7 protein-coding genes and 1 tRNA gene are annotated in these 6336 nt (G+C 41.8%); all 8 read right to left on the bottom strand.

Going from position 1 to position 6336, the window contains the following annotated elements:
* Nucleotides 1-322: 322 nt before the first annotated feature.
* Nucleotides 323-396 (bottom strand) — tRNA-Gln (locus P9L98_01290).
* Between the two features lie 21 nt (nucleotides 397-417).
* Nucleotides 418-1719 carry a glutamate--tRNA ligase gene (gene gltX / locus P9L98_01285; protein ID MDP8215941.1) on the bottom strand — a complete coding sequence of 434 codons (1302 nt, stop codon included), beginning with the start codon at nucleotides 1717-1719 and terminating at the stop codon, nucleotides 418-420.
* Nucleotides 1712-2281, bottom strand: a complete 570-nt coding sequence (locus P9L98_01280) for a 2-oxoacid:acceptor oxidoreductase family protein (protein ID MDP8215940.1) — start codon at nucleotides 2279-2281, stop codon at nucleotides 1712-1714. Before P9L98_01280 ends, gltX begins: the two co-directional genes overlap by 8 nt.
* Entirely contained in the window at nucleotides 2230-2961 is a 732-nt protein-coding gene (locus tag P9L98_01275) for a thiamine pyrophosphate-dependent enzyme (protein MDP8215939.1), read from the bottom strand. The genes P9L98_01280 and P9L98_01275 overlap by 52 nt, the downstream gene beginning before the upstream one ends.
* Nucleotides 2958-4019 carry a 3-methyl-2-oxobutanoate dehydrogenase subunit VorB gene (vorB, locus tag P9L98_01270; GenBank protein MDP8215938.1) on the bottom strand — a complete coding sequence of 354 codons (1062 nt, stop codon included), beginning with the start codon at nucleotides 4017-4019 and terminating at the stop codon, nucleotides 2958-2960. The genes P9L98_01275 and vorB overlap by 4 nt, the downstream gene beginning before the upstream one ends.
* The gene (locus tag P9L98_01265) at nucleotides 4009-4224 is read right to left on the bottom strand and encodes a 4Fe-4S dicluster domain-containing protein (protein ID MDP8215937.1); all 216 of its coding nucleotides are present in this window, start codon (nucleotides 4222-4224) and stop codon (nucleotides 4009-4011) included. The genes vorB and P9L98_01265 overlap by 11 nt, the downstream gene beginning before the upstream one ends.
* Nucleotides 4205-6097 carry a 1-deoxy-D-xylulose-5-phosphate synthase gene (dxs, locus tag P9L98_01260; protein MDP8215936.1) on the bottom strand — a complete coding sequence of 631 codons (1893 nt, stop codon included), beginning with the start codon at nucleotides 6095-6097 and terminating at the stop codon, nucleotides 4205-4207. Before dxs ends, P9L98_01265 begins: the two co-directional genes overlap by 20 nt.
* On the bottom strand, nucleotides 6084-6335 hold the full coding sequence (gene xseB, locus P9L98_01255) for an exodeoxyribonuclease VII small subunit (protein ID MDP8215935.1): 252 nt from the start codon (nucleotides 6333-6335) through the stop codon (nucleotides 6084-6086). The genes dxs and xseB overlap by 14 nt, the downstream gene beginning before the upstream one ends.
* Between the last annotated feature and the right edge of the window lies 1 nt (nucleotide 6336).

Below are 6336 nucleotides of genomic sequence, written 5' to 3'. Positions count from 1 at the left end.
TCTTAATTTCTCTCATAACTTCACTGATTCCTAGTAAATGCCTCAATTAATATCTTAGACTAGACAAAATTTGGCCAAATATCCATTTACTACAGAGCCTTTACTAAATGGCGATTCGGAGATAAAGAGATAGATAAATGAGATTTATTCGGCTGTTTTAATCGAACTTGGAGCAAGATTAAATTTTAAGATCAATAATACCAAAACAACAATCAAAATAATGCCCTAACTCTTTGACGGGTTAAGACATAGAAATAGCCCTGAATAGTTGTTCTACTCAAGGCTACTGTTATCTCTCTAATAATATTTTGAGAGATAATGATGGCTACCCCGCCTGGGCTCGAACCAGGAACAACTGATTCAGAGTCAGTCGTGTTACCATTACACCACGGGGTAGTGTTGTTTTAGAAAGATACATTATAAGAAATTATCGATTCGGGCAAAAACTTCCTCATACCCCAAAATCTCCATAAGTTCAAATAGAGGCGGGGATATCTCATTACCTGTTAAGATAACTCTTAAAGGATGGATTACCTCTTTTGCTTCCAGTTTAAATTTATCGGCTGCAGCACGTATGACCCTCTCAATCTCTTTAGATGAGAACTCGGCTATACTCTTAAGGCCTATAGCTATATCCTTAAAAACCTCTTTAGACTTATCATCTCTTAAATTATGTTTCTCAATTGAGCTCTCCTCTACTATATAGTCTCTAGATAAAATATATCTTAGCTGCTTGGCATATTCAGTGTAAGTTGAGGAACGGGGTTTAAGGAGTTTAAAGAGCATCTCTCTTTTAGTCTCATCCATGCTGTTATATTCGTTCAATAAATTCTCTCTTTGAATAAACTTAATCAATGCATCGTGATAGTCGCTATCTTTAACCTGTTTAAGGTATTTCTTATTCATCCATTTAAGCTTTCCAACATCAAAGAGAGCATTGGACTTATTAATCCTCTCAAAGCTGAATAGATTGATAAGTTCCTTCTTAGATAATATCTCTCTGTTATCCCCTGGTGACCAGCCCAGGAGTGCAAGAAAGTTTAAGAGAGCCTGAGGAAGAAAACCCTCCTCTCTATAGGCTGCTACACTCACAGCCCCATGCCTCTTGGATAATCTCGTCCTATCCTCACCGAGGATAAGGGGAAGATGGATAAACTCAGGGACTTTAAAACCAAGCAGCTGATAGAGCAGCACCTGCTTGGGTGTATTTGAGATATGGTCCTCACCTCTTACTATATGAGTCATACCAAGTGTTGCATCATCGATGACACAGGCAAAGTTATAGGTAGGTGAACCGTCTGATTTCATAAGAACAATATCACTAAAGCCTTCCTTAAACTCTATCTCACCTCTTAATAAATCATTAAACTTAACAGAATCTATATTGCTCTTATATCTTAAAGCAGTTCCTCTATCGGTCTTCTCTTCATAGGCAAGACCATCTTTAAGAAGCTTATCTGCATAGCTGCGGTAGATATCAAACCTCCGGCTTTGATGTATCACCTCACCATCCCAGTCAATACCAAGCCATTTTAGAGACTCTAAGATATCATCTAAGAAACTATCCTCTGAACGTTCCAAGTCGGTATCCTCCACTCTTAAGATAAACTTCCCCTTGTTATGACGGGCAAAGAGAAAGTTAAAGAGAGCGGTTCTGGCTCCTCCGACATGCAGGAACCCGGTTGGAGACGGCGCAAACCTTAAGACTACCTTACTCATAACTAAAACCTTTTTCTAATGCTTGCTTATCAAGCTCTAAGATATCTCTATTCTTTATAAATCTATCCAGTGCATCTATTGCTGTCTCAAGCTCTATAAGAGAACTCTCCTTTATAAACTTACCCAGCATTACCATATTGGCACACTTTGAATTACCAAGCTTTTTTGCCTCTTCAGTCGCAGCTACTGCTGTATTAGATAACTCTTTATTTAAGATATCTTCTGCTATAAGCGAACTATTGTAACAGACCATGCTGTCCTCCTTAAGAAGAGGGGTATATCTCTGATAAGAAGGCTGATTCATTACAATAAGGCAATCCGGGTTGGATATACAGGGAGATGATATCTCATTATCAGATCCAACGACCATACATCTACAGGTCCCGCCTCTTACCTCAGCTCCATAGGAAGAGAGCCAGGAGACATTCTTATCCTCCTCCAGTAAACCCTGAGCCAATATCTTTCCCAGCAGCAGAATACCCTGACCGCCTGAACCTGCAATGATGACCTTTACTTCACTCTGCCCAAGGGATATGTCTTTACTATCTCTTTCTCTATCCATTTTAAATTATCTATCGGCGTCATCTTGGTATAAGTAGGACATGGAGAGAGTATCTCAACCATTGAGAAACCTCTCTCTTCTATCTGATTCTTAAAAGCCTCTCTCAATGCATCTTTTGCTTTTCTTATCTCTTGAGGTGAGAAGAGAGCTCTTCTCTCCAGGTAACAGACACCCTCTAAGACTTTGAGCATCTCAAGTAAAGGTAAAGGATGGCCATGTAACTTAGACTCTCTGCCTAAAGCTGTAGTCGTAGTCTTCTGACTCAAGACCGTTGTCGGAGCCATCTGTCCGCCTGTCATACCATAGACACCGTTATTAACAAATACCACTGTTAGATTCTCACCCCGACAGGCTGCATGTATTGTCTCATTTGTCCCTATCGCAGCAAGGTCGCCATCCCCCTGATAGGTAAAGACAAACTTATCGGGCTGAACCCTCTTGATAGCGGTTGCAACAGCAAGAGGCCGTCCATGAGCAGCCTCTGTTGTATCAAAATTCCAATAGTTGTAAGCCAAAACCGCACAGCCAACAGGAGCAATAGCTATAGTCTTCTCTCTTAACTCAAGCTCATCTATAAGCTCAGCTACCAGTCTGTGAACAATCCCATGGCCGCAGCCGGCACAATAGTGAGTACGTACCTCGCGCAAAGATTCCGGCCTGCTATAGATTACCTTTCTCATTTTAATATACTCTTTATCTTGGCTATCACTTCTTCTTCAGTCGGTATTACTCCGCCCGTCCTGCTTAAAGTATCTATCTCTGCATTGCTGGAGTAGAGAGAGAGTTTCACATCTTCAAACATCTGAGGCAGACTCATCTCAAGAACCAGAAACCTCTTTATCTTTTTTGATATCTCTCCTAACTCTTTATAGGGATAAGGCCAGAGTGTTATCGGCCTGAATAGCCCGATATCTAAATTTTCTCTTTTAAGCTTTCTTATAACACCGGCTGCGATTCTAGCTGCTGAACCATAAGCAACTATAACCAGTTCATCTTCTAATGATATACTGCTCTCGAAACTTACATCTTCTCTCTCTATCTCCCGATACCTGCCCTGAAGTCTTAAATTCAACTCTTCTAATGCCTCAGGCGCAAGATAGAGCGATTTTATTAACTGCGGTTCTCTGCCTTTACATCCTCTAAGAGCCCATGGTTTGGGATACTCTTTAACCTCTATATCAAACAGGCTCTTATCTACCGGTTCCATCATCTGACCCAGCATACCATCCCCTAAAACAATGACCGGGGTTCTATATCTATCTGCAATATCAAATGCCCGGGGTATAATCTTAAATATCTCAGCTACTGAAGAGGGTGCCAAGACAGGGGTCCTGTAATCTCCATGGCCTCCTCCGCGGGTTGACTGAAAATAGTCAGCCTGAGAAGGTGCGATATTACCTAAACCCGGACCGCCGCGCATAACATTTATAATGACAGCCGGAAGCTCGCAGCCCGCAAGATAGGATATACCCTCCTGCATCAGACTTATTCCGGGTGAAGAGGATGATGTCATAGAGCGCACACCGGAGAGAGACGCGCCGAAGACCATATTGATGGATGCAAGCTCACTCTCTGCCTGAACAAAGACCCTGTTCTCTTCCAGCATTCTTCTGGACATATACTGGATAAGTTCATTCTGAGGTGTTATGGGATAACCGGCATAGAACTCACAGCCGGAGAGTATAGCTGCTTCACCAAAAGCCTCATTACCGGAAATCAACACTCTATTACTTGCCATCTTCTTCATAGATCTCAATACAGGCCTCGGGACAGACTGCAATACAGCGCATGCACTTTATACAGCTGCTCTCACCAACCACCTTTACGGGTGAATATCCCAAAGTATTTAATTTATCATCCATTACCAGAATACCTTTAGGGCAAACATTGACACAGAACCCGCAGGATTTACAGAAATCTTTTTTAATTATTATCTTTAACATTTCTTTTTAATTTCACTATTCTATCCAAAATAGATTTCTCATCAAGCCCGACCATGTTAAGCAGTATATCTCTAGCTCCATAAGTTATAAAGTTATCAGCTATGCCGAAACTCTTAACCGCTACATCTATATCGGAAGCTGCTGTAACAGCCGCTATCGACTCAGCCACTCCGCCTGAAGAAGAACCCTCCTCGAGAACAAAGATATAATCGACTCTCTTTGCAATATCTATAATCATCTCACAATCTAAAGGCTTAGCAAACCTCAAATTAACCAGGCAGGGATTTAGACCCTCCTTCTGCAGCCTCTTAGAGACCCTATAGGCTGCAGCTACAGTACTGCCGTATCCGAATAATGCTATATCTTCACCTTCTATCAAAACTTCAGACTTAGCCAGCTGAATATCTCTATACCCCAAAGAGGATAAGTCCGGCAGGGCTGCCTTGGGATATCTTATAACAGAGGGCTGCTCCAGGTCTTTCATCCATTCCAGCATCAGGGTAAACTCCCAGCCATCCTTAGGAGCCATAAGAACCATGTTGGGAAGGTGCTTCGTAAAAGCGATATCGAAGACCCCGTGATGAGTAGGGCCATCCTCTCCTACAAGACCGGCCCTATCTAAACAGAACTTAACAGGAAGGTTTTGAAGGGCTACATCATGCATTATCTGATCATAGGCTCTCTGGATAAATGTTGAATAGATTGCAACAAAAGGCTTAAAGCCTGACTTTGCAAGAGCAGCTGCAAAAGTTACCGCATTCTGTTCTGCCATCCCGACATCAAAGAACCTCTCAGGAAACCTGGATTTAAACTCAGCCAGCCCTGTACCATAGGGCATTGCAGCAGTTACTGCAACAACCTTGGTGTCCACTATGGCCATATCAAGAAGTGTCTTGGATAATATACCGGTATAGGAAGGTTGATCTTTTTTTAGAAAACCTCCGCTTAGGGAGTCAAACTTCGAGGCGCTATGGAAGAGCTCAGGTTCTTTTTCGCTATAGGCGTAACCCTTACCCTTCTTCGTCAAAAGATGGACCAATACCGGTTTGTTAAAACTCTTTATATTTTTAAATGTTGATATCAATTCATTAAGATCATGGCCGTCTATGGGGCCGATATATTTGATACCCAGCTCTTCAAATATTATTCCCGGTACCAAAAGATTCTTAAGAGACTCTTCAATCTTCTTAACTGCTCTTAACGCAAAATCACCCTTGGGGAGTTTTAAGAGCAGCTTCTCAATCTCGCTGCCAACTTTATTGTAGAGCGGGTCTGCTATAACCCTGTTTAAATGTTTGCTCAACGCGCCTACTGTTTTGGATATTGCCCACTCATTATCGTTAAGTATTATCAGCAGATCTTTTTGAATATGGCCCAGGTAGTTAAGCGCTTCAAAGGCCATTCCGCCTACGAGTGAAGCATCGCCGACAACAGCTATCACCTTACCTTCTTCTTGAGCCATATCTCTTCCGCAGGCAAAACCTAAAGCAGCTGAGATAGCCGTTGAACCGTGTCCGGATATAAAGTGATCATGACTGGATTCAGATGGAGAGGGAAAACCGCTTATCCCTTCAAACTGCCTGATGCTGAAAAACCTGTTCTTCCTGCCTGTAATAATCTTATGAGTATAACATTGATGGCCCACATCCCAGATAAGCTTATCTTTTGGTGAATCAAAGACATAATGCAGGGCCAAGGTAAGTTCGACCGCTCCCAGATTACTTGAAAGATGGCCTCCGTTTTTAGATACAACCGAGATAATAAGCTCTCTTATCTCATCTGCTAAACAACCGAGCTCATCCTGGGCCAGCTCTTTTAAATCCCCCGGAGAGTTTACTCTATCAAGTACTTTATTTCCCTCAGTCTTTTTCACCTAAAGAATCCTTGTCTAATAATTCGTCTTCTGTAACTGCTCTTTTTTTCACTTCACCAGAACCATCCTCTGTAATAAGTTCAATCTTCTTCTCTATTTCAGAGAGCTTCTTTCTACAGGATTTAACAAGCTTAACCCCTTCTTCATAAAACTTCAATGCATCTTCAACCGAAATATCCTCTTCTTCTAGATTGGCAGCTATCTCTTCCAACCTCTCCAACGACTGATCGAATTTCATA

It is taken from the genome of Candidatus Kaelpia imicola (assembly GCA_030765505.1).
GTDB classification, from domain to species: domain Bacteria; phylum Omnitrophota; class Gorgyraeia; order Kaelpiales; family Kaelpiaceae; genus Kaelpia; species Kaelpia imicola.
This window is presented reverse-complemented; position numbering and strand designations above follow the sequence as displayed.